Raw genomic sequence first — 22,780 nt, 5'->3', positions numbered from 1 at the left:
TGACTCAGAGTTAAGTGACGATAGCCTAGGAGATACACCTGTTCCCATGCCGAACACAGCAGTTAAGCCCTAGAACGCCGGAAGTAGTTGGGGGTTGCCCCCTGTGAGATATGGAAGTCGCTTAGCTAGAGGGAGTTTAGCTCAGCTGGGAGAGCATCTGCCTTACAAGCAGAGGGTCAGCGGTTCGATCCCGTTAACTCCCATAGGTCCCGTAGTGTAGCGGTTATCACGTCGCCCTGTCACGGCGAAGATCGCGGGTTCGATTCCCGTCGGGACCGTAATAACGAAAGTTATTTGACTCGTTAGCTCAGTTGGTAGAGCAATTGACTTTTAATCAATGGGTCACTGGTTCGAGCCCAGTACGGGTCATCATTGCGGGTTTGGCGGAATTGGCAGACGCACCAGATTTAGGATCTGGCGCTTAACGGCGTGGGGGTTCAAGTCCCTTAACCCGCATAATAGAAATAGGCCGGCTTAGCTCAGTTGGTAGAGCATCTGATTTGTAATCAGAGGGTCGCGTGTTCAAGTCATGTAGCCGGCATTTTTTTAATATTCAGAGTCATGAATGCGAACGTAGTTCAGTGGTAGAACACCACCTTGCCAAGGTGGGGGTCGCGGGTTCGAATCCCGTCGTTCGCTTAGAGAGGCCGGGGTGGCGGAACTGGCAGACGCACAGGACTTAAAATCCTGCGATTGGTAACGATCGTACCGGTTCGATTCCGGTCCTCGGCATAAATGAGCACCCTTAGCTCAACTGGATAGAGTACCTGACTACGAATCAGGCGGTTAGAGGTTCGACTCCTCTAGGGTGCATTTTTTTATTTACTTCGGGAAGTAGCTCAGCTTGGTAGAGTACTTGGTTTGGGACCAAGGTGTCGCAGGTTCGAATCCTGTCTTCCCGATTGATGGCGGTGTAGCTCAGCTGGCTAGAGCGTCCGGTTCATACCCGGGAGGTCGGGGGTTCGATCCCCTTCGCCGCTATAATGATCTTGTCGGACCTTTAGCTCAGCTGGTTAGAGCTCTCGGCTCATAACCGAGTGGTCGTAGGTTCAAGTCCTACAAGGTCCATTGGAATGATGGAGGATTACCCAAGTCCGGCTGAAGGGAACGGTCTTGAAAACCGTCAGGCGTGTAAAAGCGTGCGTGGGTTCGAATCCCACATCCTCCTTTATTTATTATTAACGCGGGATGGAGCAGCTCGGTAGCTCGTCGGGCTCATAACCCGAAGGTCGTAGGTTCAAATCCTGCTCCCGCAATATTGGCTCGGTAGCTCAGTTGGTAGAGCAATGGATTGAAGCTCCATGTGTCGGCGGTTCGATTCCGTCTCGCGCCATTTTTTTAATAAGATACTATGCGGGTGTAGTTTAGTGGTAAAACTACAGCCTTCCAAGCTGTTGTCGCGAGTTCGATTCTCGTCACCCGCTTTGAACTTTGTTCAAGTACCAAGTTTTTTACTTGGGCGCGTAGCTCAGGTGGTTAGAGCGCACGCCTGATAAGCGTGAGGTCGGTGGTTCGAGTCCACTCGTGCCCATTAATAGGAGAATTACTCAAGAGGCTGAAGAGGACGGTTTGCTAAATCGTTAGGTCGGGTAACCGGCGCAAGGGTTCGAATCCCTTATTCTCCGTAATTAAAGAGCTGTATAGCTCTTTTTTTATTGTCTTTGTCTTATATTATTTTTTATAACTGTTAAACATTTGATATAATGTAAGTGAAATCACTACAACAAATAGTTGAACTTCAAAGGAGTTTATTATGGAAGAAAAGAGTATTTTAGGAGGGTTGCTTGTTCTATTCATGAGTTTTTTTATGTTTGGCTGTAGTAGTCAAAGTTCCGAAAATTCCAGTCAGGATCTTAGTTTATCAACAACTGTCAATCAATCAAATACTAGCCAACAAACATCCGTAGAGTCTAAGAAAAATTTTAAAGATTTCTACAAGCCAGTTTTTGATAATTACCAAAAAATTCTTTCTACACCGAAGGATGTTAATGCAATCGCTGAACTCTATAAGACTTTACATAGGGGTGAACGCCCTATCAATAGTTGGTCAGTTGAAAATGCGGTTTATCAAGCTGATAAGATGAGTTATTCCTATGCGGATCTTAATCAAGATGGTGTAGAGGAATTATTAATAGGCGTTGAACAATCTAATGGTGATTATTTTATTTCGGGTCTTTATTATCTTGTAAATGAGAAACCGATACTTTTAGCAGAGGGCTTTGTAGCAGGTCATGGTGGGGCTAGAAATTTTATGAATATCTATAAGGATGGAGATATCTTAGAATTAAGCTGGTCATCTGGTACAGGTGAAGGTAGGGGAGTACTTTATCATCTGAATTCTGGCCAGCAAGCAGCAAGTAAAGTTCAGGAACAGGACATTCGTGTACCAGGTAACAAAAGTTTGCATTCTGACTTTGGAAAAGCAGAGGCAGAATTAATGAATTTCAAGCAACTAGATTGGCACAAATTTGAAACTCCTACTAGCTCTTCGATTTCTGAGGAAAATCAAAAAGCTCCTTGGAATGCCAACAAATCTGCTAAATTGGAAGCTTTTATTAAATACTGGGGAGAAAGACTTGGTCAACCTAATTACAAAAAGGGGATTGCTGGAGGCGATGTCGGCGCAGATAATCTCTATACCTTTGGGGATGGGCCGAGTGTCAAAATGGACGCAGAGTATACAGATACTGGTTTAGGAAATGCTCAATATCGAATTGTAGAACGCTATAGTAACTGGGAAAAATTTCCAGATGTTCATAGTTACTTCTTTGCGATAACCAATACAGGAGAAGCGATTGTTTTTCATTCTCCAACAACAAATGGTGGAATCATGTACTTAAAACCGACAGAAAATACAGAAATCCAAGCAGAGTTTAAACGCTTGGTTGAGGAAGACTAAAAGAAAAAGAGTTTAGCTTGGCTAAGCTCTTTTTTTAAAAAAATACTATTTCGATATCGAAATAGTTGACAGCTGTAACTCAGAGTGTTACAATAGTTAAAAACTTCGATATAGAATAAAAAAGGAGACAAAATGGACAAGATGTTAGGGGGCTACCAAGCTCTACAAATTCGATTGTTGAATGGGCGTATCTTTCAAAAGTTGCTTAGCAAGGAACATGGTGCTCAATACCGAAGTGAACAGGGAAAAATTTTAACGATTTTGTGGAAGCAAGAGTTGGGGTGTGCTACCGCGACCGATATCGCTCTTGCGACGGGTCTAGCCAATAATACATTGACCAGTATGGTTAAGAAATTGGAAGAACAAGGTTTGGTCACGATTCAACCTTGCACGCAGGATAAAAGGAAAAAATATATTTCTTTGACAGACCTCGGTTGGGCACAAAAAGAAATTGGAGACCGTGTCAGCAAAGAACTAGGAGAGATTTTTTATCAAGGGTTTTCAGATGAAGAAATCCGAGAATTTGAAGCCTATCAAGAGCGAATTATCTCAAATCTAAAAGCTAAAGAAAATGAAATCTAGGGAAAAGAAGTAACAGTTATGATCGGAATTACAGGTGTAACAGGGAAATTAGGCTCCTATGTGGCTGACCTTGTCGATAAAAAAGGAATCGCTTCAGTCCATCTAGCAAGAAGCCCAGAGCGTGCAAAAGTTTACGCGTCTGCAGAAATCCGTAAAATAGTGTATGCCAATACTCCAGAGGTGGTTGAGGCCTTTAAGAGTATCGATACCTTGTTGATGGTATCTGCTCGGGAAAATCCAGAGCGTGTCAAGGAGCACAAGGAGTTTTTAGATGCTGCAAAACTAGCAGGGGTGCAGCATATTGTTTATACCTCCTTTTATGGGGCAGATGAGAAGGCAACTTTTACCTTGTCTCGAGATCATGCCCAGACGGAAGCCTATATCAAGGAGTTAGGGTTCACCTACACTTTTTTGAGAGATAATTTTTACTTGGACTTTCTGATTGATATGGCGCTTGAAAATGGAGAGATTCGTGGTCCGGCTGGCAGTGGCCTTGTGTCAGCTGTTGCCCGTAGGGATACATCTAAGGTTGCAGCAGAAATTCTTTTAAATCCTGAGGAGTGGGAAAATCAAAGCCTGAATTTGACAGGACCAGAGGATCTTTCCATGGAAGAAATCGTAGCGCTTCTCTCAAAGGAGACCGGTAAGGACATCACGTATCTAGATGAATCAGTAGAAGAAGCCTATGAGTCACGAAAAAAATGGCCAGCACAAACTTGGGAGTACGATGCATGGGTCAGTACCTATACAGCGATTAAAGCTGGCGAACAGGCTGGGGTTTCAACAGATATCGAAAAAGTCCTAAGGCATCCAGCAAGCAGCCTTTTGGATATTCTTAGAGATAAAAAACTTATTGAGGAAAAAAATGATTGAATACAAACATGTAGCCTTGCGCTACACGGATAAGGATATTTTAAAAGATGTCAATCTCCGCATTGAAAATGGAGAATTCATGGTGCTAGTGGGTCCTTCGGGATCTGGTAAGACCACCATGATCAAGATGATTAACCGTCTTTTGGAGCCGACAGATGGCAATATCTATATGGATGGGAAACGTATCAAGGACTATGATGAACGGGAGTTACGTCTCAGTACCGGCTATGTCCTTCAAGCCATTGCCTTATTTCCTAACTTGACGGTTGCGGAAAATATAGCTCTCATTCTTGAAATGAAGGGCTGGAGCAAAGAGCAAATCGCTTCTAAAACAGAAGAACTCTTGAACAAGGTTGGCCTGCCTGCTGCAGATTATGCCCATCGTTTACCAAGCGAGTTATCTGGTGGCGAGCAACAGCGGATTGGCATTGTGCGAGCTATCATTGGGGAACCAAAGATTCTATTGATGGACGAACCTTTTTCAGCCTTGGATGCCATCTCTCGTAAGCAGTTGCAGGCTCTTACAAAAGATTTACATAAAGAATTCGGCATGACGACCATCTTCGTAACCCATGATACGGACGAGGCCTTAAAATTAGGGGATCGAATTGCAGTTTTACAGGATGGAAAAATACGCCAGGTTGCAAAACCTGAAACAATTTTACAAGCACCTGCGACAGACTTTGTAGCAAACTTGTTTGGAGGTAGCCTTCATGTCTAATTTGATTTCAACATTTCAGGAGCGTTTTAGTGAATGGTTAACTGCTCTGGGACAACACTTACAATTATCTCTTTTGACCTTATTGGTTGCTATTTTTCTGACCATTCCACTTGCGGTTTATCTAAATAGCCACAAAAAAGCGGCGAATTGGGTGCTACAAATTGCGGGTATCTTCCAGACCATTCCCTCAATGGCTTTATTGGGTCTCTTTATTCCTTTCATGGGGATTGGAACCTTACCAGCTCTCACAGCTCTAGTCATTTACGCTATTTTCCCGATTTTGGAAAATACAATCACAGCCTTGAACGGCATTGATCCTAGTCTTGAGGAGGCAGGGGTTGCTTTTGGAATGACTAAGTGGGAGCGACTCAAGAAGTTTGAAATTCCACTGGCCATGCCTGTCATTGTATCGGGGGTTCGTACAGCAACTGTTATGATCATTGGGACAGCGACTTTAGCTGCTCTTGTGGGAGCTGGTGGATTGGGCTCCTTTATCCTTTTGGGAATTGATCGTCGGAATGCTAGTCTCATTTTAATCGGTGCAATCTCATCAGCCATCTTGGCCATTCTCTTTAATGTTATTCTCAAATGGTTGGAAAAGGCAAAGTTGCGTACGATTGTTGCAGCCTTTGCAGTGATGGTCCTTGGTTTGGGAGCTAGTTATGCTCCAAGCATGATTCCTAACAAAGAAAAAGAAAATCTGGTTATAGCTGGGAAGTTGGGACCTGAACCTGAGATTCTCATGAATATGTACAAGCTTCTCATTGAGGAAAATACTGATATGACGGTGACGGTCAAGCCTAACTTTGGGAAGACAGATTTCCTTTATCAAGCGCTGAAAAAGGGTGATATCGATATCTATCCAGAATTTTCTGGAACAGTGACAGAGAGTCTCCTCCAACCATCTCCACAAATTGGGCATGACCCAGAAAAGGTTTACGAGGTGGCTCGTGACGGCATTGCCAAACAGGATCAACTAGCCTTTCTTAAACCCATGGCTTATCAAAATACTTATGCTATAGCAGTTCCCAAAAAAATTGCGCGAGAATATGGACTTAAGACGATTTCAGACTTGAAAAAAATAGAAGGACAGCTCAAGGCGGGATTCACTCTGGAGTTTAATGACCGTGAGGATGGAAACAAGGGCTTGCAGTCTGTTTATGGATTAAATCTCAATGTAGCCACTATGGAACCAGCTCTTCGCTACCAAGCCATCCAGTCAGGTGACATTCAAATTACAGATGCTTACTCAACAGATGCTGAAATTGCTAGGTATGACTTGATGATTTTAGAAGATGATCAACACCTCTTCCCACCTTATCAAGGGGCTCCACTGATGAAGCAGGAGCTACTTAAGAAGCATCCAGAATTGGAAGCTGTATTAAATCAGTTAGCTGGTAAAATCACCGAGAGCCAGATGAGTCAGATGAACTATCAAGTCGGAGTAGAAGGCAAGTCTGCTGAAGAAGTTGCACGGGACTTTCTCCTTCAAGAAGGAATTCTTCAAAAATAAAAGTAAAAAGACTTTATACTAACATAAAACCCATCTTTTTTTAAAAAAAGATGGGTTTTGCTATTAGAACAAAATGAGTATGAGTTTTAGCAAGATTGCTAGTGTAATCTTAATGCTTTAGTGAGACTTGTTAAAAGTGTCTATCTAGCTAAAATAAAAGTTATCGGGAGTTCATAGCTAAAACATCTAAGTAAAAGCTCACTACTTGGTCTTCCTTATAAGATTTCCCTTTTTTGAGCCACCAGGTTAGTGTTTCGATAAAATTAGTTACGACAAAATGTTTGAGGTAGGAAGCAGGAATATTAGGATAGGCAACTTGCAAGTCCTCTGCTACCATGGGATAAACATGATGTTCTAGCTCTTTCTGTAATTGACGGAGGAAGTAGTCATTTTTTGAGAAAAGGAGGCTGGTGATATGGTCTTGATTTTTCTTAAAATGCAAAAAGATATGAGTTAAATAATCCTTTGTAGTTATATTTTCCTCACGTTCAAAAAGATGATGGAAGAGATAACGGCAGAGCTCGTCTAGGAGTAATTCTTTACTTTCATAATGGCTATAAAAGGTGGAACGACCAACATCTGCTATGTCTATTATCTCCTGAACGGTAATCGTTTCGAAGTTTTTTTGATTTAGTAATTGTAAAAAAGCAGCATAGATAGCTTTTCGAGTCTTGATGATGCGGCGATCTTGAGAAATCATATTGACACTTTGAACAAACTGTTCAGTATCGTACAAAGAGAACGGTTTGCTTCTGTCCTTTCATTGAGTTTTATTGGATAATAATAATGAACAAGATGTTCATGAATCTATTATAACAAAGGAATGAGGAATATGAAGACAAAACATGCTGTATGGGTAGCTTTTTTCTTAAATTTGAGTTTTTCAGTGCTAGAGTTTATTTTCGGAAGTATTTTTAATTCTAGTGCAGTTCTAGCAGATGCTGTTCATGATTTGGGCGATGCTCTTGCGATTGGTTTATCTGCTTGTCTAGAAACAGTCTCTAATCGTCAGGAGGATAAGCGCTATACTCTTGGTTATAAACGATTTAGTCTTCTAGGAGCCATACTGACATCCGTAATACTTTTGACAGGATCATTCATGATGATTATAGAGAATATTCCTCGCTTGATAAAACCAGAAGTAGTAGATTATCAAGGAATGCTTGTATTAGGAATTATTGCTATTATTATAAATTTACTGGCTAGTCTCATTGTTCGAAAAGGAAAGACTAAAAATGAGTCCATTCTCAGTCTTCATTTTCTGGAGGATATTTTAGGTTGGCTAGCTGTTATTGTGGTATCAGGGGTCTTGTACCTAACGGATTGGTACATCCTTGATCCACTTCTATCCCTTTTAATTTCTAGCTTTATACTCTGGAAAGCTATCCCTCGTTTTTGGTCTAGTCTTAAGATATTCCTAGATGCAGTTCCTGAGGGGCTCGATAGCGAAAAGCTAGAGCAGGATTTATTATCAGTTGAAAATGTCAAAAGTATCAACCAATTGAATATATGGTCCATGGATGGTCTAGAAAATAATGCTATCGTTCACTTATGTATAGAGGATTGGACGCGCATGGAAGATAGTAAAGAAGATGTACGCTGTTTTTTAAGACAAAATGGAGTTCACAATATTACTATTGAAGTGGATAGTAGTCCAATGAATCATGCCCAACACAAACGATGCCTTGAAGATATTGAAGGCATAAAAGCTCACGAACACTAGAGAAGTTTTGGAAAGGTTGATACTATTTTTCATTTGCTTGTATACAAATAGGTAAAATGAGTGTAAACTAAAAGTAATAAAAGAAGTAGGGGAAAATATGTATTACAAAACCTTAAACAACAATGTCAAAATGCCACAATTAGGATTTGGAGTCTTTCAGACTCCAGTAGATGAAACAAAGCGAGCAGTTCTTGATGCTATAGAGGTTGGATATCGTTCTTTTGATACCGCTCAAATCTATGGCAATGAAGCAGGTGTGGGGGAAGCTATCTTGGAATCGGGTCTTCCACGTGAAGAATTCTTCATTACGACAAAGATTTGGATTTCGAATGCTGGCTATGAAAAGGCCAAGGCTTCGATTGAAGAATCCTTGAAAAAACTTCAAACAGATTATATTGATCTTTTGTTGGTTCACCAACCTTTCGGTGATTACTATGGCACTTACAGAGCTATGGAAGAAGCCTATAAGGGAGGGCAGGTCCGTGCCATTGGTGTTTCTAATTTTTCACCAAATCGCTTTATTGATCTTCAGTATTTTGTGGAGATTAAGCCAGCTATCAATCAGATAGAAAACCATGTATTCTATCAACAAAAAGAAGCCAAAAAGTATTTGGAGAAGTATAATTGTCAAATTGAATCTTGGGGGCCCTTTGCTGAAGGAAAAAATGATTTCTTCAATACCCCTCTCTTGAAAGAGATTGGAGAAAAATATGGCAAATCCGTAGCCCAAGTAGCCCTACGTTTCTTACTCCAAAGTGACGTGGTTGTTATTCCTAAGTCGGTTCGTAAAGAACGGATGCAAGAGAACTTTGATATTTTTGACTTTGAGTTAACAGAAGATGAAATGAAGAGCATAGAAGGATTGGACAAAGGAAGTACACTCTTTCATAATCATCAAGAACCAGAAACTGCAGAAAGATATTTATCTTTTTTAAGCTAGTCTAATTCTATCATCATCAAATAGGGGGATAATCGATTAAAAGTTTCCTTCGGAAGTTTTCCTCTTACAAAATGGGCTATAAAAGTGTATACTAGAATTAGTAAGAAACAGAGAGGATCGTTTTTATGAAATCAGCAGTTTATAGTAAAGCAGGACAGATTGGTCTTGTTGAAGTGGAGCGTCCACAGATTAAGGAAGCAGATGATGTTATTATCCGTATCGTTAGAACTTGTGTCTGCGGTTCGGATTTGTGGACTTATCGTAATCCTAAAATAAAAGAAGGCCGTTTGAACAGTGGTCACGAAGCTATCGGAATTGTCGAAGAAATTGGAGAGGCTATCACGACAGTGAAACCAGGAGATTTTGTCATTGCCCCATTTACTCATGGTTGTGGGGAATGTGATGCTTGTCATGATGGTTTTGATGGAACTTGTGATCGTCATTTGGGCAATAGCAACTGGTCTACTGGTGTTCAAGCAGAGTACATTCGTTTCCATTATGCCAATTGGTCCCTAGTCAAAATTCCTGGGCAACCTTCTGACTATACAGAGGCTATGCTCAAATCTTTCTTAAGTCTAGCAGATGTTATGCCAACAGGTTACCATGCAGCGCGTGTGGCTGATGTCAAGCCAGGAGACAAGGTTGTCGTAATTGGAGATGGTGCGGTAGGACAGTGCGCAGTGATTGCTGCTAAGATGAGAGGCGCTTCGCAAATAGTTCTCATGAGCCGTTACAAGGACCGTCAGGAAATGGCCTTGGCCTCGGGTGCTACAGCGGTAGTTGAAGAACGTGGTGAAGAAGGAATCGCCAAGGTCCGCGAGGTTCTTGGTGGTGGAGCAGATGTGGCTCTCGAATGTGTTGGAACAGAAGCGGCTATTGACCAAGCTTTAGGAGTGCTTCATAATGGAGGACGAATGGGCTTTGTCGGTGTACCTCACTACAATAATCGTGCGATTGGTTCAACTTTTGCTCAAAACATTACAGTAGCAGGTGGAGCGGCTTCGGTAACAACTTACGATAAACAAATCTTGTTAAAAGCTGTCCTTGATGGAGATATTAATCCAGGGCGTGTCTTTACAGATAGCTATCATTTAGAAGATATTGATCAAGCATATAAAGATATGGACGAGCGTAAGGCTATTAAGTCTATAATTGTGATTGAATAAAAAAATGGGTGCTAGCACCCATTTTTTTGTAAGTTTTTTTATTTATAATTTAATGTACTTTCTCTTAATGTCAATCTAGTCCCTAACATGGTCAAACTAGGAACTTTGCGACCATGGAGCACTTGTTTGTTAAGGATATCCATGCCGGTACGCCCCATCTCCTCTGTATAAACGGTAATACTGGAAAGAGGTGGAAAAACCTGTTTGGTAAGAATAGTGTCATTGAAGGATATCATACTTACTCGCTCGGGGAGTCCAATTCCAGCTTCTTGGAGAGCTCTCAAAGCGCCGATTGCGAGACTATCACTAGCCGCAAAAAATGCTGGTGGTAGTTTATCTCCTAAGGAATCTATGGCCTCCTTCATTAAATCATAACCAGATTGGGCACTAAACTGTCCTTGAAAGACAAGCTCCTCATGATAGATCCCTTTTTCTTGTGTATAAGATTTATAGTATTTTAAACGTTTATCTTGGATGAGTTCTTCTTGGTCGGTTGTGACTTCAAGTCCAGTAAGGATTCCGATTTTTTTAATGCCATGTTCAGTGTAGAAATCAATTACTTGTTTTATAGCATTTTCAAAATCTGTAATGACGCAGGTGTGGCCAAGAGAGAGTGTGTCACTGTCTATAAAAACGAGAGGCTTTTGATATTCTTCAAAAGAAGAGATTTGTTCTTGGCTAAATTTACCAATACAGAGAATACCAATGACTTCCTCGCTAAGCGTGAAGGGTTGGTCATTAAAATAGCGTAAGATTTCGTAGTCCAATTCTTGGGCTCTTTTTTCAATCCCTAAACGAATTTGATAGTAGTAGAGGTCTTCAAGCTCGCCTTGCTCACTTACCCATTGGATGATGGCAATCTTTTGCTTTAGTTTATGGGATTGGCCTGTTTTAAGATGCTTGGTATACCCTAACTCTTCAGCAACTGTCAAGATACGATGTCGGGTTTCCTCTGTTACAGACAGACTTTGGTCACGATTGAGAACACGGGATACAGTTGCAATTGAAACAGATGCTAATTGAGCAATATCTTTTAGTGTAGCCATAATAACCTCCTTTTTAGGTTATTATATCATATTTTCTTTCTTTTTACCTATTATTTAGTAAAATATGGGTAAAAAATATTGACCTAGGCAAAACCCTTGGGTACAATAGAAGAAAACGATTACAAGTTAAGCTTACATTAACCAAAAATCAAAGGAGAATTCATATGACACTACATTTAACTGCAGAAGAACTTCGCAAAGATTTTTTAGCTATTTTTGGTCAGGAAGCAGACCAAACTTTCTTTTCACCTGGTCGTATCAACTTGATTGGGGAACATACTGATTACAACGGTGGCCATGTTTTTCCAGCAGCTATTTCACTAGGAACTTACGGAGCTGCGCGTAAGCGTGATGACCAAGTCTTGCGTTTCTACTCCGCAAACTTTGAAGACAAAGGAATTATCGAAGTTCCTCTAGCTGACCTTAAGTTTGAGAAAGAGCACAACTGGACCAACTATCCAAAAGGTGTCCTTCATTTCTTGCAAGAAGCTGGGCATGTGATTGATAAAGGTTTTGATTTCTATGTCTATGGGAATATCCCAAATGGTGCGGGCTTGTCCTCTTCAGCATCCTTGGAGCTTTTGACTGGTGTCGTGGCAGAATATCTCTTTGACCTAAAATTGGATCGTCTAGATTTAGTAAAAATCGGGAAATTGACAGAGAATAACTTTATTGGTGTTAACTCTGGTATCATGGACCAATTTGCTATTGGTATGGGGGCAGATCAACGTGCTATTTACCTTGATACTAATAGTTTAGAATACGACTTGGTTCCTCTTGATTTGAAGGACAATGTCGTAGTTATCATGAATACTAATAAACGTCGTGAACTAGCAGATTCTAAGTACAATGAACGCCGTGCTGAATGTGAAAAAGCAGTGGAAGAACTTCAGGTTGCCTTGGATATCCAAACCTTGGGTGAATTAGATGAGTGGGCTTTTGATGAATACAGCTACCTGATCAAAGACGCAAATCGTTTGAAACGTGCTCGCCACGCAGTTCTTGAAAACCAACGTACCCTTAAAGCGCAAGCCGCTCTTCAAGCGGGGGATTTGGACAAGTTTGGTCGTTTGATGAATGCGTCACATGTTTCTCTTGAGCACGACTATGAAGTAACTGGTGTGGAATTGGATACCCTTGTTCATACAGCTTGGGCTCAAGAAGGTGTTCTTGGTGCTCGTATGACAGGAGCAGGTTTTGGTGGTTGTGCGATTGCCTTGGTTCAAAAAGATGCAGTTGAAGCCTTTAAAGAAGCTGTTGGCAAACACTATGAAGAAATTGTTGGTTACGCTCCAAGCTTCTATATTGCTGAAGTTGCAGGTGGTACTCACGTTTTAGACTAGGAGAGAAGGATATGGAAGCTGTAATATTTGATTTAGATGGCTTATTAGCCGATACTGAAATCATTTCTCTAAAAGTTTATCAAGAATTGCTTAGAGATTTTGGAATTCCTTTCACAGAAGAAACTTATTCTAGAGACTACAGTGGACATAGGGAAGAGGAGAATGTTCAACGATTTTTGGATACCTATGATTTACCCTGGAACTTTGACCAAACCTTGGATAAAGTTTATGAACTGGAAGCTCAAATCTTAGCCAAAGGTGTAAATTTAAAAAAAGGTGCTAAAAATTTGCTTACTTATTTGCAAAGAGAAGGCATTCCAATCGCTTTAGCAACTTCAAGTGTTGAATCTCGGGCTAGAATGATATTGGATAGCAATGGTATACTGTCCCTATTTGACCATTTAGTTTTTGCAAAAGATGTAAAGCGAAGCAAACCATACCCTGATATATTTTTAAAGGCCTGTAGTGATTTGAACGTTTTACCAGAGAATTGCTTGGTACTAGAGGATAGTGAAGCAGGGATTGAAGCGGCATCTAGAGCTGGGATTCCAGTTATTTGTATTCCAGATTTAAAAATACCAGCACAGTCTTTCTTAAATAAAACAGAACAAGTTTTTCAGGATTTGGATGCTGTTAGAGACTATTTAGAAAGTAAGAAGGAGGTTTTCTAGTGACCTTAGTAGAAACATATGTGACCAAAGTCATTGCAAAAAGTACCTTTGAAGAGTTGGATCGTATCTATCTGACCAATCGTGTTTTAGCACTGGTGGGAGATGGTGCTCTGGAAGTTAAGACTGACCAAGATAACTTGATTGAACTAAAAGATCAGCTTGTCGAGGAAGCCGTTCGATTGGGAACGATTGAAGATAGTCAGGCTGCGCGTGAGATTCTCGGTGCTGATCTCATGGACTTGGTAACACCTTGTCCAAGTCAGGTTAATCGTGATTTTTGGAATACCTATGCCCAGTCACCAGAGCAGGCAATTGCGGATTTCTACCAACTCAGTCAGAAGAATGACTACATCAAACTGAAGGCTATCGCAAAGAATATTGCTTATCGTATTCCGTCTGACTACGGTGAACTAGAAATTACCATCAATCTCTCTAAACCTGAAAAGGATCCAAAGGAGATTGCGGCAGCTAAGTTGGTCAAGTCGAGCAACTATCCTCAATGTCAGCTTTGTATGGAAAATGAAGGCTATCATGGTCGTGTCAACCATCCAGCTAGAAGCAATCACCGGATTATCCGTTTTGATATTTCTGGGCAGGAGTGGGGCTTCCAGTATTCGCCTTACGCTTACTTTAATGAGCACTGTATTTTCCTAGATAGCCAGCACCGTCCTATGGCCATTAGTCGCCAAAGTTTCGAACGTTTGTTAGCGATTGTGGAGCAATTTCCTGGTTATTTTGCAGGTTCGAATGCTGATTTGCCAATCGTGGGTGGTTCTATCCTGACCCATGATCATTATCAAGGGGGACGCCATGTTTTCCCAATGGAAGTAGCTCCTATTCAGAAAAGCTTTACCTTTTCAGGTTTTGAATCTGTCAAAGCAGGGATTGTTCAATGGCCCATGTCAGTGATTCGATTGAACTCGGATTCGAAAGACGATTTGACAGAGCTAGCGGATAAAATCTTGCTGACTTGGCGTCAGTATTCTGACCCAAGTGTACAGGTCTTGGCAGAAAGTAATGGAACACCGCATCATACCATCACTCCGATAGCCCGTAAACGAGATGGGCAGTTTGAGTTGGATTTGGTCTTGCGGGATAATCAAACATCTCCAGAACATCCAGATGGTATCTATCATCCCCACAAGGATGTCCAGCATATCAAGAAGGAAAATATCGGCTTGATAGAAGTTATGGGATTGGCAATCTTGCCACCACGCTTGAAGAAAGAAGTGGAGCAAGTAGTAGCTTATCTAGTCGGAGAAGAAGTATCAGTTGCAACTTATCACCAAGAATGGGCAGATGAGTTGAAAGAAAATCATCCTGGATTGACTGATAAAGATCAAGCTCTCGAAATTGTCCAAGAATCTGTGGGTAAAATCTTCGCTCGGGTATTGGAAGATGCAGGGGTTTACAAGCAAACAGAAGAAGGACAAGCCGCCTTTATGCGATTTGTAAATCATGTTGGACTTATGCCATAGTGTCAGGACCTTCCTCTTGCAGACCAGTATAAAATATAGTATGATAGTGTCGTTTGAAAGACTAGGAGGAATGTATGAAGGACTTTCACTTTGATGCCATATCAGCATTTGAAAATTATGAAATTAAGGAGATGAGAGATGGCCATGTAACCATTACTACCAAGGTCGTGAACTCTTCTCTTAACTATTATGGCAATGCCCATGGAGGTTATCTGTTCACCTTGTGTGACCAAATTAGTGGCTTAGTCGTTATTTCTCTAGATTTGGATGTTGTAACCTTACAGTCTTCCATCAATTACTTAAAAGCTGCCTATCTTGGAGATGAATTAACCATCAAGGGAGAGTGTGTCCATAAAGGACGTACCACCTGTGTCGTAGACGTAGATCTCATCAACCAAGATGGAAAAAACGTCTGCAAAGCAACCTTTACCATGTTTATAACAGGTGAGCGCTCAGAAGAAAAAAGAATTAGAATTTAGAAATATAAAAAAGAGGCATAAGCCTCTTTTTTATATTTACTTTTTCCGTCTAGTGCTCAATTATCTTATTCACTAAATCTTAAAAAATAGCCATCTGGGTCTAGAACTGCAAATTCATGAGGGTAGATATATTGTTCACCAACACGAAATTCTCTTTTAGTCAAAGGACGATGAATAGGATAGTTAGACTCGATTACTTTCTGATAGAGCCTAGGGACATCCTTGATGCCAAAGGAAATGTTGACTCCACGACCAAAGGGGTAGGTCAGTTCAACTAATTCTTCATCTGTCCCCTCCTCTAACATTAGCTGGCAATCTTCAAGCGATAAGAAGAGGAAGTTTTCTTCTGGTCGCTCGTATTCGATCGTAAAACCCAGTAAATCGCAGTAGAAGGAACGAGACTGTTCTAAATTTGAGACTATAAACTCGGGAATAACTGCATTGTAGTTCATATAGAAACTCCTTACAATTCAATCTCCAAGACAATCGGTGTATGGTCTTGGCGTGCGCCTGAGTCAATCATGTCTGACTTGGTAACTTTGTCTGCTACACGGTTACTTGTGAGCCAGTAGTCGATTCTCCAGCCTGTGTTGTTGATTTTTGAAGTCTTGCTGCGTTGTGCCCACCAAGTGTAGCGTTCTGGAACATCGTCATGGATATGGCGGAAGGTATCTGTGAATCCTTTGGCTAAAAGGTTTGTAAATCCTTCACGTTCTTCGTCTGTAAATCCTGGTGAACGACGGTTGCTAGCTGGGTTGGCAAGGTCAATTTCCTTGTGGGCAACGTTGTAGTCTCCGGTTGCTAGGACAGGTTTTTGTTTATCTAATTCAGCCAAGTACTCTGCATATTTGACATCCCAAACTTGACGTTCTTCCAAACGTTTGAGGCCATCACCAGCGTTAGGTGTGTAGACCTGAGTCACGAAAAATGTACCAAATTCTAGAGTGATGATGCGGCCTTCAGAGTCCATGGTAGAAGGAGCACCGATTTCCGGAAAGCTAATAGTTGGAGTGAGTTCTTTCTTATAGAGAAACATAGTTCCAGCATAACCTTTACGAGCAGGTTCTTGAGAGGAACGCCAAGTGTTTTCGTAGCCTGGGAAGAGTTCTTCAAGCACCTCTAGGTGTTTCTTAGTAGGTCCTGTAGCTGAAAGCTTGGTTTCTTGGATGGCAATGATATCAGCATTTTCAGCAACCAAGGTTTGTAGGACATCTTGTGACAATTTCGCACGCGCAGAGTCACTCGTGAGTGCAGCATTTAGGGAATCAATGTTCCATGAGATAAGTTTCATATTACTTCCTTTTTCATTCAGATTATTGACTATATTATACCAAAAAAAGGCCTATTTCCCCAACGTATGGTTTGAAAAAACACCCTCTTTCGTTTATAATAAGGAGTAATTTAAGGAAGGCGAGTAAAAGGAAGAGGATTTTACTCCAATGAATATCCTTATCGCAGCGTACGATAAAGGAAAAGTATTTGTTGTAAGTTATGAATAAAGAAAACCTGAGGTAGTCGCCTCAGGTTTCCCTTTTCAATTAGAAAGGAAGTTTATGTTTATCATTCAAAAACTATGGTGGTTTTTTAAATTAGAAAAACGCCGTTATCTAGTTGGGATAGTTGCTCTTAGTTTGGTAGCTGTTCTCAACCTCATTCCTCCCATGGTGATGGGGCATGTCATTGATGCCATCACTTTGGGAAATTTGACTCAGTCGGATCTGTTGCTGAATCTCATCTATCTGCTCCTAGCGGCTTTTGGGATGTACTACCTGCGCTATGTTTGGCGCATGTATATCTTAGGGACTTCCTATCGTTTAGGACAAATCATGCGTTCACGTCTCTTTGAACATTTTTCTAAGATGTCTCCGGCTTTTTACCAGACCTATAGAACTGGAGATTTAATGGCGCATGCGACTAATGATATCAATGCTCTAACCCGTCTTGCAGGTGGAGGAGTTATGTCGGCTGTCGATGCTTCTATCACTGCACTTGTTACCTTGTTGACCATGCTTTTTAGTATTTCTTGGCAAATGACCTTGGTGGCTATTTTACCCCTGCCCTTTATGGCTATGGCGACCAGTCGTCTGGGAAGAAAGACCCATAAAGCATTTAACGAATCTCAGGAAGCTTTTTCTGAACTTAACAACAAGGTTCAGGAATCTGTATCAGGTATTAAGGTGACTAAGTCTTTCGGCTATCAAGCCCATGAATTGGATGCTTTTCAAGAAGTCAATCAACTAACCTTTCAAAAGAACTTGCAAACCATGAAATACGACAGCTTGTTTGATCCAATGGTTTTGCTCTTTGTTGGCTTATCTTATGTTCTAACACTTTTAGTTGGTTCTTTCATGGTTCAAGAAGGAAATGTCACTGTCGGTAATCTAGTCACTTTTATCTCCTACTTGGATATGCTAGTCTGGCCCTTGATGGCGATTGGTTTTCTCTTTAATATTACTCAAAGAGGAAAGGTTTCTTACCAGCGCATTGAAAATCTCTTGTCTCAAGAGTCACCCGTTAAAGATTCAGAAGTTGCAATTTCCAAGATTGAAAATGGACGCTTGGAGTATGCAATTGATAGTTTTTCATATGAAAATGAAGAAACCCTTCATGAGATTCACTTTAGTCTAGAAAAGGGACAAACACTGGGCTTGGTTGGACAGACTGGTTCAGGGAAAACCTCACTGATGAAGCTGCTTTTACGAGAGTACGATGTAGACCAAGGAGCGATTTACCTTGATGGTCATGATATACGAGACTATCGTCTGAGCGACCTTAGAGGTCTCATGGGCTATGTTCCTCAAGACCAGTTTCTTTTTGCTAGTTCTATTTTAGAAAATGTTCGTTTTGGTAATCCTGACTTGTCTCTATCTGACGTTGAATATGCGACAAAATTAGCCCAAGTTTATCATGATATTTTGGATATGCCTCAGGGATTCGATACGATTATCGGTGAAAAGGGAGTTAGTTTGTCTGGTGGTCAAAAGCAACGTCTTGCCATGGCCCGTGCTATGATTTTAAATCCTGATATCTTGATTTTAGATGACTCCTTATCGGCTGTAGATGCCAAGACCGAATATGCTATTATTGATAATCTCAAAGCTACTCGAGAAAACAAAACAACGATCATCTCAGCCCATCGTCTCAGTGCAGTTGTCCACTCTGATTTGATCTTGGTTTTGCAAAATGGACAGATTATCGAACGTGGAACTCATGAGGACTTACTAGCCTTGGATGGTTGGTATGCCCAGACCTATCAGTCCCAACAATTGGAAATGAAAGGAGAAGAAGATGCAGAATAAGCAAGAACAATGGGCAGTATTGAAACGATTGCTTGGTTATCTCAAGCCCTATAGCCTCTTAACCCTTCTAGCCCTATCATTTCTCCTAGCAACAACGGTTATCAAGAGTATCATTCCTCTGGTTGCTTCACACTTTATTGACCAGTATCTGGGGAATCTGAGTCAGTTTGCTGTTACTGTTTTGATAGCCTACTATGGTCTTTATATCCTACAAACCCTGATTCAATATATCGGTAATCTACTGTTTGCGCGTGTATCTTATAGCATTGTTAGAGATATTCGCAGAGATGCCTTTGCCAATATGGAAAGACTAGGCATGTCCTATTTTGACAAGACGCCTTCAGGTTCTATCGTCTCACGTTTGACCAATGATACAGAGACTATCAGTGATATGTTTTCAGGACTTTTGTCTAGCTTTATTTCAGCGATTTTTATTTTTGTGACAACTCTTTATACAATGATGGTCCTGGATTTTCGTTTGACAGGTTTGATTCTTCTTTTTCTACCCTTGATTTTTATATTAGTTAATCTCTATCGAAAAAAATCAGTTAAAATCATCGAAAAAACGAGAAGCTTTTTGTCAGATATAAATAGCAAGTTGGCAGAAAGTATTGAAGGTATTCGAATTATTCAAGCCTTTAATCAAGAAAAACGCCTGCAGGAAGAATTTGATGAGATTAATGAAGAACACTACGTCTATGCCAACCGTTCAGTAGCCTTGGATGCCCTCTTTTTACGTCCTGCCATGAGTTTGTTGAAGCTCTTAGGTTATGCAGTTCTCATGGCCTATTTCGGCTATAGAGGCCTCTATATCGGGATGACAGCAGGTACCATGTATGCCTTTATCCAGTATATCAATCGTCTCTTTGATCCTTTGATAGAGGTCACGCAAAACTTCTCAATTCTTCAGACTTCGATGGTATCAGCTGGGCGAGTCTTTGCGCTAATTGACCAAAGCAATTATGAACCTGTCCAAGCTGACAGTGAGCTAGCAATCAGAGAAGGAAATATTCGTTTTGAGCACGTGTGTTTTTCCTATGATGGAGTAAATCAAATTTTGGACGATATTTCCTTTTCAGTCAAGAAGGGGGAAACCATTGCCTTTGTGGGACATACAGGTTCGGGTAAGTCTTCTATCATCAATGTTCTCATGCGCTTTTATGAATTTCAGTCAGGGCGGGTTTTGATAGATAATGTAGATATTCGTAACTATAGTCAGCAAGAACTAAGAAAAAACATGGGTCTTGTCTTGCAGGAACCTTTCCTCTATCATGGAACTATCAAGTCTAATATCGCCATGTACCAAGAAATTAGCGATGAGGAAGTTAAGGCAGCAGCAGAGTTTGTGGATGCAGATACTTTTATTCAAGAATTGCCTCAAGGCTATAACTCTCCTGTTTCAGAGAGAGGTTCTAGCTTTTCAACTGGTCAACGTCAACTTCTTGCCTTTGCCAGAACAGTCGCCAGTCATCCTAAAATCTTGATTTTAGATGAAGCGACAGCCAATATTGATTCGGAAACAGAAACTCTGGTTCAGAATTCCTTGGAAAAGATGCGAAAAGGACGGACAACCATTGCCATCGCCCATCGCCTTTCTACCATTCAAGATGCTAATTGTATCTATGTCTTAGATAAGGGACGTATTATCGAAAGTGGAACTCACGAGGAACTCCTAGCATTGGGTGGAACCTATCACAAGATGTATAGCTTACAAGCAGGAGCCTTATCTTAAAAGGAAAATTTAAAATGCTAGATTTCTTTCACCTAGCTATCTAATTTGTGGTATAATGAAGGATATTGATAAATTTTACTATACTAAAAACAGAGGAGAATATGCATGCTGAAATGGGATGAACTACCCCTCGAGATGCAATTAAGCGAGGTTGAACCCTACCACCAGCTAGTCTCTCAAAGAAAAGGAAGTCTGGTCCTCAAGCGTTGTTTGGATTTCTTACTAGCCTTGGTCCTATTGTTCTTGACCTCACCCTTATTTATTGTTCTAAGTATCTGGATCAAACTCGATAGTAAGGGGCCTGTTATTTACAAGCAAGAACGGGTAACCCAGTACAACAGATATTTCAAAATTTGGAAATTCCGGACCATGGTGACAGATGCGGATAAAAAAGGAAGTCTCGTAACTTCTGCCAATGACAGTCGGATTACAAAGGTAGGTCAATTCATCCGCCGTGTCCGTTTGGATGAACTACCTCAGCTGGTCAATGTTCTAAAAGGGGAAATGTCCTTTGTCGGTACACGACCTGAAGTACCACGTTATACTGAGCAATACAGTCCTGAGATGATGGCGACTTTGCTTTTGCCAGCAGGGATTACATCGCTTGCCAGTATTCACTATAAGGACGAGGATGCCATCATCAGTCAAATGACGGCAAAAGGTATGACTGTTGATCAGGCTTATGTAGAAAGAGTTCTTCCAGAGAAAATGCACTTTAACCTAGCCTATCTGCGTGATTTTAGTTTCGTAGGTGATATCAAAATCATGTTACAGACTGTCGTTGAAGTTTTAAAATAAAGAAGCCAAAAGCTAAAGGAGTAAATCAATGCCAAATTACAATATTCCATTTTCACCGCCTGATATTACCGAAGCTGAAATTGCTGAGGTAGCTGATACCCTTCGTTCAGGATGGATCACAACAGGTCCAAAGACAAAAGAACTAGAACGTCGTCTGTCTCTCTATACTCAGACGCCTAAAACGGTCTGCCTCAATTCTGCAACAGCAGCTCTTGAATTGATTTTGCGCGTGCTTGAAGTAGGGCCTGGTGACGAAGTCATTGTTCCGGCTATGACCTACACAGCATCATGTAGTGTGATTACTCACGTAGGTGCGACACCAGTTATGGTTGATATCCAAAAAGATACTTTTGAAATGGATTATGACCAACTGGAGCAAGCTATTACTGAAAAGACTAAGGTTATCATCCCAGTTGAACTTGCAGGGATTATCTGTGACTATGACCGTTTGTTCCAAGTTGTTGAGAAAAAACGTGATCTCTTTACAGCTGCAAGCAAGTGGCAAAAGGCCTTTAATCGTATCGTGATTGTCTCTGATAGTGCCCATGCTTTGGGTTCAACTTATAAAGGACAAGCAGCTGGTTCGATTGCTGACTTTACATCATTCTCTTTCCACGCAGTTAAGAACTTTACAACTGCTGAGGGAGGAAGTGCGACCTGGAAAGCAAATCCAGCTATTGACGATGAAGAAATGTATAAGGAATTCCAGATTCTTTCTCTTCATGGTCAAACTAAGGATGCCCTTGCCAAGATGCAACTGGGTTCTTGGGAATACGATATCGTAACACCAGCCTACAAGTGCAACATGACTGACATCATGGCTTCACTTGGTTTGGTTCAGTTGGACCGATATCCTGCTTTGTTACAACGTCGTAAGGACATCGTAGATCGCTATGATCGTGGATTTGCAGGGACTCGTATCCATCCATTGGCTCATGAGACAGATACTGTAGAATCTTGTCGTCACCTCTACATCATCCATGTAGAAGGAGCAAGTCTCGAACAACGCAACCAAATCATCCAAGAATTGGCCAAGGCAGGTATCGCAAGTAATGTCCACTACAAACCGCTTCCTATGTTGACAGCCTATGAGAATCTTGGCTTTGACATGGCAGATTATCCAGAGGCTTATGCCTTCTTTGAAAATGAAATTACGCTTCCTCTTCACACAAAATTAACGGATGAAGAAGTAGACTATATCATTGAAACGTTGATTAAAGTGACAGAAGAAATTCTTGCTTCTTCAAAATAATCGTTTAAAAATCATTGACAAAGAATAGATAATGACATATAATAATTTCAACAAATCAGAAAAGTAATTATTTTAGATCTTCAGGGAGCCTGTGGTTGCTGTGAACAGGTGGTTGAAAATAGTGAAATTGGGCTGATTTGAAAAAATGAATTTGAAACAATGAAAATTCGGTGCGCACACCTTACAGTGCAACTTGTTGTTAGACAAGGCAGAGATGTAAAGGGGATAGTCTCTTTACAATTGAGGTGGTACCGCGTTACGAACG

Annotated in this window: 20 protein-coding genes, 17 tRNA genes, 1 rRNA gene and 1 other annotated feature (1 of these 39 cut by a window edge); of the genes, 34 read left to right on the top strand and 4 right to left on the bottom strand. The window is 40.9% G+C overall.

Translation table 11 applies throughout. The annotated features are described in order from the left end of the window. The first annotated feature begins 10 nt into the window (after positions 1-10). The 23 genes from rrf (at position 11) to QM847_RS03155 (ending at position 6,588) form a co-directional block, all read left to right on the top strand. Positions 11-126, top strand: a 5S ribosomal RNA gene (gene rrf / locus QM847_RS03265). A 4-nt stretch (positions 127-130) separates the two neighbouring features. Next, positions 131-203: transfer RNA gene (locus QM847_RS03260), tRNA-Val, on the top strand. A 2-nt stretch (positions 204-205) separates the two neighbouring features. Further along, positions 206-278, top strand: a tRNA-Asp gene (locus tag QM847_RS03255). 18 nt (positions 279-296) lie between these two features. Further along, a tRNA-Lys gene (locus QM847_RS03250) sits at positions 297-369 on the top strand. 5 nt (positions 370-374) lie between these two features. After that, positions 375-456 (top strand) — tRNA-Leu (locus tag QM847_RS03245). A 12-nt stretch (positions 457-468) separates the two neighbouring features. Further along, positions 469-541, top strand: a tRNA-Thr gene (locus QM847_RS03240). Between the two features lie 26 nt (positions 542-567). After that, a tRNA-Gly gene (locus QM847_RS03235) sits at positions 568-639 on the top strand. Positions 640-646: 7 nt separating this feature from the next. Further along, positions 647-732, top strand: a tRNA-Leu gene (locus QM847_RS03230). Positions 733-739: 7 nt separating this feature from the next. Further along, a tRNA-Arg gene (locus QM847_RS03225) sits at positions 740-813 on the top strand. Positions 814-828: 15 nt separating this feature from the next. Next, a tRNA-Pro gene (locus QM847_RS03220) sits at positions 829-902 on the top strand. 5 nt (positions 903-907) lie between these two features. Beyond that, positions 908-981, top strand: a tRNA-Met gene (locus QM847_RS03215). 13 nt (positions 982-994) lie between these two features. Then, a tRNA-Ile gene (locus tag QM847_RS03210) sits at positions 995-1,068 on the top strand. Positions 1,069-1,078: 10 nt separating this feature from the next. Further along, positions 1,079-1,168 (top strand) — tRNA-Ser (locus QM847_RS03205). Positions 1,169-1,182: 14 nt separating this feature from the next. Next, positions 1,183-1,256 (top strand) — tRNA-Met (locus QM847_RS03200). Between the two features lie 4 nt (positions 1,257-1,260). Next, positions 1,261-1,333: transfer RNA gene (locus QM847_RS03195), tRNA-Phe, on the top strand. A gap of 20 nt (positions 1,334-1,353) precedes the next feature. Beyond that, positions 1,354-1,424 (top strand) — tRNA-Gly (locus QM847_RS03190). Between the two features lie 33 nt (positions 1,425-1,457). Continuing rightward, positions 1,458-1,531: transfer RNA gene (locus tag QM847_RS03185), tRNA-Ile, on the top strand. Positions 1,532-1,537: 6 nt separating this feature from the next. After that, positions 1,538-1,625: transfer RNA gene (locus QM847_RS03180), tRNA-Ser, on the top strand. Between the two features lie 128 nt (positions 1,626-1,753). Further along, entirely contained in the window at positions 1,754-2,899 is a 1,146-nt protein-coding gene (locus QM847_RS03175; RefSeq protein WP_269798338.1) for a DUF4767 domain-containing protein, read from the top strand. Between the two features lie 132 nt (positions 2,900-3,031). Further along, positions 3,032-3,481, top strand: coding sequence for a MarR family winged helix-turn-helix transcriptional regulator (locus QM847_RS03170; protein ID WP_414353745.1), 450 nt, complete (start codon positions 3,032-3,034; stop codon positions 3,479-3,481). 18 nt (positions 3,482-3,499) lie between these two features. Further along, on the top strand, positions 3,500-4,354 hold the full coding sequence (locus tag QM847_RS03165) for an SDR family oxidoreductase (RefSeq protein ID WP_414353743.1): 855 nt from the start codon (positions 3,500-3,502) through the stop codon (positions 4,352-4,354). After that, complete coding sequence (locus tag QM847_RS03160) at positions 4,347-5,075, top strand: ATP-binding cassette domain-containing protein (protein WP_414353741.1); 729 nt, start codon at positions 4,347-4,349, stop codon at positions 5,073-5,075. Before QM847_RS03165 ends, QM847_RS03160 begins: the two co-directional genes overlap by 8 nt. Next, positions 5,068-6,588, top strand: a complete 1,521-nt coding sequence (locus QM847_RS03155) for an ABC transporter permease/substrate-binding protein (protein ID WP_414353739.1) — start codon at positions 5,068-5,070, stop codon at positions 6,586-6,588. The genes QM847_RS03160 and QM847_RS03155 overlap by 8 nt, the downstream gene beginning before the upstream one ends. Positions 6,589-6,748: 160 nt before the next feature. On the opposite strand, the gene QM847_RS03150 is transcribed toward QM847_RS03155, so the two are convergent. Then, a complete protein-coding gene (locus QM847_RS03150; protein WP_269798333.1) occupies positions 6,749-7,288 on the bottom strand; it encodes a TetR/AcrR family transcriptional regulator in 540 nt (179 codons plus the stop codon). Between the two features lie 132 nt (positions 7,289-7,420). On the opposite strand from QM847_RS03150, the gene QM847_RS03145 reads away from it, so the two are divergent. From QM847_RS03145 to QM847_RS03135, 3 genes are all read left to right on the top strand, one after another. Then, complete coding sequence (locus QM847_RS03145; protein WP_269798332.1) at positions 7,421-8,311, top strand: cation diffusion facilitator family transporter; 891 nt, start codon at positions 7,421-7,423, stop codon at positions 8,309-8,311. Between the two features lie 97 nt (positions 8,312-8,408). Further along, positions 8,409-9,251 (top strand): aldo/keto reductase, encoded by an 843-nt coding sequence (locus tag QM847_RS03140; protein WP_414353736.1) that lies wholly within the window; start codon positions 8,409-8,411, stop codon positions 9,249-9,251. 125 nt (positions 9,252-9,376) lie between these two features. Continuing rightward, complete coding sequence (locus QM847_RS03135; protein WP_414353733.1) at positions 9,377-10,417, top strand: zinc-binding dehydrogenase; 1,041 nt, start codon at positions 9,377-9,379, stop codon at positions 10,415-10,417. Between the two features lie 38 nt (positions 10,418-10,455). Here the strand turns inward: QM847_RS03135 and QM847_RS03130 are convergent, their stop codons facing one another. After that, entirely contained in the window at positions 10,456-11,463 is a 1,008-nt protein-coding gene (locus QM847_RS03130) for a LacI family DNA-binding transcriptional regulator (RefSeq protein WP_414353731.1), read from the bottom strand. A 164-nt stretch (positions 11,464-11,627) separates the two neighbouring features. On the opposite strand from QM847_RS03130, the gene QM847_RS03125 reads away from it, so the two are divergent. From QM847_RS03125 to QM847_RS03110, 4 genes are all read left to right on the top strand, one after another. Then, entirely contained in the window at positions 11,628-12,806 is a 1,179-nt protein-coding gene (locus tag QM847_RS03125) for a galactokinase (RefSeq protein WP_414353729.1), read from the top strand. Between the two features lie 11 nt (positions 12,807-12,817). Then, complete coding sequence (locus QM847_RS03120; RefSeq protein WP_414353728.1) at positions 12,818-13,477, top strand: HAD family hydrolase; 660 nt, start codon at positions 12,818-12,820, stop codon at positions 13,475-13,477. Beyond that, positions 13,477-14,955 (top strand): UDP-glucose--hexose-1-phosphate uridylyltransferase, encoded by a 1,479-nt coding sequence (locus QM847_RS03115; protein ID WP_414353726.1) that lies wholly within the window; start codon positions 13,477-13,479, stop codon positions 14,953-14,955. The genes QM847_RS03120 and QM847_RS03115 overlap by 1 nt, the downstream gene beginning before the upstream one ends. Before the next feature lie 74 nt (positions 14,956-15,029). Then, complete coding sequence (locus QM847_RS03110; protein WP_414353724.1) at positions 15,030-15,434, top strand: PaaI family thioesterase; 405 nt, start codon at positions 15,030-15,032, stop codon at positions 15,432-15,434. Between the two features lie 65 nt (positions 15,435-15,499). Here QM847_RS03110 and QM847_RS03105 read toward each other — a convergent pair whose 3' ends face one another. Together QM847_RS03105 and QM847_RS03100 are read right to left on the bottom strand one after the other, a co-directional pair. After that, a complete protein-coding gene (locus QM847_RS03105) occupies positions 15,500-15,886 on the bottom strand; it encodes a bleomycin resistance protein (protein WP_414353722.1) in 387 nt (128 codons plus the stop codon). 11 nt (positions 15,887-15,897) lie between these two features. After that, positions 15,898-16,725: an exodeoxyribonuclease III gene (locus QM847_RS03100; protein WP_414353720.1), complete on the bottom strand. Its 828-nt coding sequence runs from the start codon at positions 16,723-16,725 to the stop codon at positions 15,898-15,900. A 262-nt stretch (positions 16,726-16,987) separates the two neighbouring features. Between QM847_RS03100 and QM847_RS03095 the strand changes: the two genes are divergently transcribed. The 4 genes from QM847_RS03095 to QM847_RS03080 all read left to right on the top strand — a co-directional run bounded on the left by QM847_RS03095 (position 16,988) and on the right by QM847_RS03080 (position 22,515). Continuing rightward, positions 16,988-18,733 carry an ABC transporter ATP-binding protein gene (locus tag QM847_RS03095; protein ID WP_414353718.1) on the top strand — a complete coding sequence of 582 codons (1,746 nt, stop codon included), beginning with the start codon at positions 16,988-16,990 and terminating at the stop codon, positions 18,731-18,733. Further along, positions 18,723-20,465 (top strand): ABC transporter ATP-binding protein, encoded by a 1,743-nt coding sequence (locus QM847_RS03090; protein WP_414353717.1) that lies wholly within the window; start codon positions 18,723-18,725, stop codon positions 20,463-20,465. Before QM847_RS03095 ends, QM847_RS03090 begins: the two co-directional genes overlap by 11 nt. A gap of 105 nt (positions 20,466-20,570) precedes the next feature. Next, the gene (locus tag QM847_RS03085; protein WP_414353715.1) at positions 20,571-21,263 is read left to right on the top strand and encodes a sugar transferase; all 693 of its coding nucleotides are present in this window, start codon (positions 20,571-20,573) and stop codon (positions 21,261-21,263) included. Between the two features lie 28 nt (positions 21,264-21,291). Further along, positions 21,292-22,515 carry a DegT/DnrJ/EryC1/StrS family aminotransferase gene (locus QM847_RS03080; RefSeq protein WP_414353713.1) on the top strand — a complete coding sequence of 408 codons (1,224 nt, stop codon included), beginning with the start codon at positions 21,292-21,294 and terminating at the stop codon, positions 22,513-22,515. Positions 22,516-22,556: 41 nt separating this feature from the next. Continuing rightward, positions 22,557-22,780: a binding site (T-box leader), on the top strand; it runs 8 nt beyond the window's last position.

It is taken from the genome of Streptococcus timonensis, from assembly GCF_047463455.1.
In the GTDB taxonomy this organism is placed as follows: domain Bacteria; phylum Bacillota; class Bacilli; order Lactobacillales; family Streptococcaceae; genus Streptococcus; species Streptococcus timonensis_B.
This window is presented reverse-complemented; position numbering and strand designations above follow the sequence as displayed.